Raw genomic sequence first — 4,751 nt, forward strand, 5'->3', positions numbered from 1 at the left:
TATAATTTCCAGTACTATCAAAAAGACACATCAGAAGTGTCTGACTTTGAGTTTGATAAATTATTGGAAGAGCTTACCAAACTGGAAGATGAACACCCGGAATTAAAAGCACCTGACTCCCCTACTCAACGTGTCGGAGGCACTATCACTAAAGAATTCGACACGGTCTATCACAAATATCCGATGCTGTCTCTGAGCAACACGTACTCAAAAGAGGAGTTGGAAGATTTTGACAAGCGAGTAGCTAAAGGACTGGGTACCACAGATTACGAGTACTTCTGTGAGCTTAAATTTGATGGTGTGGCACTGAGCCTTACTTATGAAAACGGCTTACTCACACGAGGTGTAACTAGAGGTGATGGCACCAGAGGAGATGATATTACCAACAATGTAAAAACTATTCGCACTATTCCACTCAGAGTGAATGGAGCAAATGTACCTGAAATATTTGAAGCGCGTGGAGAGGCATTTATGCCGAAAGATGTCTTTAAAAACCTAAATGAAGAGCGTATTTCAAATAATGAAGAGCCTTATGCCAATGCGCGAAACACGACAAGTGGCTCACTTAAAATGCAGGATTCATCCATTGTAGCTAAAAGGTATCTCGATTGCTATTTATACTCTTTAAATGGAGATAATCTTGGAGTAGACACACATAGCGAAGCTATCGGTTTGTTAGAAAAAATGGGATTCAATGTTTCTCCCACTTATCGCAAATGCAAGACCATTTCGGAAGTATTGACCTACATAGCAGAATGGGAAACCAAACGCCTTGATTTACCGCTTGAGACCGATGGAATTGTTATAAAAATAAATAGTATAGCTCAGCAGCAGGAATTAGGCTTCACAGCAAAAAGTCCACGATGGGCCATTGCTTATAAGTATAAAGCTGAAAATGCGGCCACTAGGCTAGAAAATATCACTTATCAGGTGGGCAGAACAGGTGCTATTACCCCGGTGGCAGAGCTCGAACCGGTTTTACTGGCCGGCACCACGGTTAAGCGTGCTTCATTACACAATGCCAATGAAATAGAGCGGTTAGACCTGCGCCTCGGTGATATGGTTTTTGTTGAAAAAGGAGGCGAAATTATACCCAAGGTCACGGGGGTTGATCTTACGGCACGTACGCCTGACCTCACACCTGTTGAGTATATTACAGAGTGCCCGGAATGTGGCACAGCACTTATACGTCACGAAGGCGAAGCTGCACACTATTGCCCTAATGTTAAAGGCTGTCCACCTCAGATCAAGGGACGAATAGAGCACTTTATTCAGCGCAAAGCCATGGACATTGATAGTATTGGTGAGCGCACCATTCACCTATTATATGAGAAAGGCCTTGTAAAAAGTCCCGCAGATCTGTATTCGCTTACTTATGATGAGATTTTTCAATTAGAAGGCTTCAAAGACCTTAGTACAAAAAACTTATTGAAAGGTATTGAGGCTTCAAAAGAAATTCCTTTTGAAAGTGTATTATTCGGACTCGGAATTCGTTTTGTTGGTAAAACCGTAGCAGAAAAGCTCGCTGCTTATTTTAAAACTATCGATAACTTGTCAAACGCATCTTTCGACCAACTCATAGAGGTTCCTGAAATAGGTGAACGTATAGCTAGTAGTTTGATCACCTGGTTTAATGCTGAAGAAAATAAGGAAGAAATCAGTCGTCTTCGAGAGGCTGGTGTACAATTGTCTTTTGTAGAAGATGATCTGGAACAAGCTTCTGATTTACTTAATGGCAAATCATTTGTTATCTCGGGGGTCTTTGAAGGTTATGGTCGTGATGAACTAAAAGAGGTAATAAAAAGTAATGGTGGTAAGGTAATTTCAGCCATTTCAGGTAAATTAGATTTTCTATTGGCTGGTGACAAAATGGGCCCGGCTAAAAGAGAAAAAGCAGAAAAGTTGGGTGTAAAGATTATTACTGAGCAGGAGTTTAATGCTATGTTAAGCGAGGGGTAAATGTTAAATAAGAAGCTACTTTCATATAAAACCAAGTCGATAATTAAAAAAAGCCAGGTTCCTCGTGGTAGCATGGCTTATAATAATGCCGAAACCATAGGTCTTATTTTCAGTATCGATGACCTTCACAAACACGAAAGCATCAAACGTTTTATAGATCGCCTGTCAGCCGATAATAAAAAAGTTGAAGTGCTATCTTACCTACCTAAGAAAAAAGAAAACCACGAATTTCTGTTTGACTTTTTTACTGTAAAAGACATTAACTTCTGGGGGACCTTTACTTCCGAAAAAGTAGAAAAATTCGCCAAAAAGCCTTTTGACTATCTCTTTTATTTAGATGTCGAAAGCAACCCTCTAATTCGTAATATACTGGCCATGAGCAAGGCTAAATGCCGTGTTGGCAGGTTTAGCGAAGAAAATGAGCCTTTCTGCGAAATGATGATCCAGACCACTGATAATAGCATCGATAGTCTGATCAACGAAATGTATAAATACACTAAAATACTTTCTTAAATGAAAAAACTACACGGCACAGGAGTCGCTCTCGTGACACCTTTCAATCAACATAAAAATGTTGACTATGATGGTTTGAAAAACCTTTTAGAAGCTACTGCTAAAAAAGGTGTAGATTATTATGTTGTGCAAGGCACTACAGGCGAATCAGCAACCACCACCAGTGCCGAAAAAGCAGAAATTCTTCAGTTTGTAAGAGACAATAATGCGCAAAATTTACCAATTGTATATGGCTTGGGTGGCAATAATACGCAGGCTGTTTTAGATACAATTAAAACCACAAACTTCGAAGGTATAGATGCTATTCTATCAGTAAGCCCATACTACAATAAGCCTTCACAGGAAGGAATATATCAGCATTACATAGCTATTGCAGACGCCTCACCTGTTCCTGTTATTTTATATAATGTACCCGGCCGTACAATGTCAAATATTAGCGCTGAAACCACTTTAAGGTTGGCTAAGCATAAGAATATTATTGGAGTGAAAGAAGCCTCTGGAAATTTGGAACAGGCGATGACTATCAGCCACAATAAGCCATCTGATTTTATGCTTATTTCAGGTGATGATATGTTGACAGGCCCATTATACGCTATTGGTGCTGTTGGTGTTATTTCCGTTCTGGCAAATGCTTTTGGCGACCATTTCAAATCAATAAAAGAAGGTGCCTTTAACGGAGATTTTAATCAGGTACAGAAAGCATTATTCCCACTATTGCAGATCAACCCACTCATGTATGCAGAAAGCAACCCTGTGGGTATTAAAGAAGTATTGGCGTCACAAGGTGTATGCGAAAATTATGTAAGACTTCCACTTTTAGAAGCCACTGAAGATTTAAAAAAATCTATTAAGACCGCATTAACTAGTCTCTGAGTCTATTTTTGATTGATTTACGGGTTAATAAAAACTTTCCTATATTCGCGATGGCCATTCGGCTGTTCCGCACGAGGATCCTTTCTTAACTCGTAACACAATTAATTTTATGGCTAACTGGAAAAAGCTATCTCCTGAAGAGATTCAAAAACGCATATTTGGTGCACTCAAGCAAAATGTAAACTATTACGAACAGAACATACTTGGTGTACCTGCTTCACACCTCGACAATAAGGTGTTTTATCAGGATGCACCTTTCTTAAGTAATGCACCTTACCTTTCTACACTAATTCATAACCCTAATCACATAGGGTGTCATACCTTAGGTCAGTCAGAAAGCTTTTTTAAGGGCACACAGGATGTTGAAAAGGAAGTAATTGCCATATGCGCTGAAAACATACTCAATGCTGAACCAAACAGCATAGATGGTTACGTAGCCTCCGGTGGAACCGAAGCTAACATGCAGGCCGTCTGGGTCTATCGAAACTACTATCAACAGGAATTCGGAGCCACCAATGACGAAATTTGTGTACTTACATCAGCAGACTGTCATTACTCTTCCAGCAAATCAGCCAATGTACTGAGTATATCCTGTGCTAAAGTACCTGTAACAGATGAAGACCGACAAATTGACCCAGTGGGTATAGCAGAGGTTATAAAAAATGAGCAGTCAAAAGGCAGAAAGTATTTCATAGTAATTGCCAACATGATGACCACAATGTTTGGCTCAGTAGATCATGTAGATGCCTATATTGAAGCTTTGGACAATGCTAATGCTACCTACCATATCCATGTAGATGGAGCCTACGGTGGGTTCTTCTATCCATTTGCAGCACAATCTACGAGATTAGACTTCGCAAACCCAAAGGTTTCCTCAGTGACCCTTGATGCTCATAAAATGCTTCAGGCTCCTTATGGTACAGGTATCTTTCTTATCAGAAAAGGCATGATTAACTATGCCATGACCAAAGAAGCCAGCTATGTAGAAGGTGAAGATTATACATTAATCGGAAGCCGATCAGGTGCAAATGCTGTCGCTATATGGATGATACTCATGACTTATGGGCCGCACGGTTGGTACGAAAAGATTTTGGTCTTATTAAATCGAGCAAACTGGCTATGTCAACACCTTGATGAATTGGGCATTGTATATTACAGACATCCGGAGTCTAATATTGTGACCATGAGAAGTGAGCATATCGATCAATCGCTAGCCAAAAAATATGGACTCGTTCCTGATAATCATCATGCGCCTAAATGGTATAAGATTGTAATTATGGATCATGTTAATATTGAAAATATGGAGCCATTTATTGAAGAGCTTAAAGCAGCTAAATAAAGTCCTTATTTAACAATTATAATTTTTGGCTGCTCTGAGACATCAAGGTTAATAGACTCATTAGAAA

At 39.5% G+C, this 4,751-nt stretch carries 4 protein-coding genes; all 4 read left to right on the plus strand.

Going from position 1 to position 4,751, the window contains the following annotated elements:
• Nucleotides 1–1,959 (plus strand): NAD-dependent DNA ligase LigA (ligA, locus tag E1176_RS05890; protein WP_155209635.1); only part of this gene is annotated, 1,959 nt, incomplete at its 5' end.
• Nucleotides 1,960–2,472, plus strand: a complete 513-nt coding sequence (locus tag E1176_RS05895) for a DUF6913 domain-containing protein (protein WP_155209636.1) — start codon at nt 1,960–1,962, stop codon at nt 2,470–2,472.
• Nucleotides 2,473–3,345: a 4-hydroxy-tetrahydrodipicolinate synthase gene (dapA, locus tag E1176_RS05900; RefSeq protein ID WP_155209637.1), complete on the plus strand. Its 873-nt coding sequence runs from the start codon at nt 2,473–2,475 to the stop codon at nt 3,343–3,345.
• A 109-nt stretch (nt 3,346–3,454) separates the two neighbouring features.
• Nucleotides 3,455–4,684, plus strand: a complete 1,230-nt coding sequence (locus tag E1176_RS05905; RefSeq protein ID WP_155209638.1) for a pyridoxal phosphate-dependent decarboxylase family protein — start codon at nt 3,455–3,457, stop codon at nt 4,682–4,684.
• Nucleotides 4,685–4,751: the final 67 nt, after the last annotated feature.

It is taken from the genome of Fulvivirga aurantia, from assembly GCF_009711475.1.
In the GTDB taxonomy this organism is placed as follows: domain Bacteria; phylum Bacteroidota; class Bacteroidia; order Cytophagales; family Cyclobacteriaceae; genus Fulvivirga; species Fulvivirga aurantia.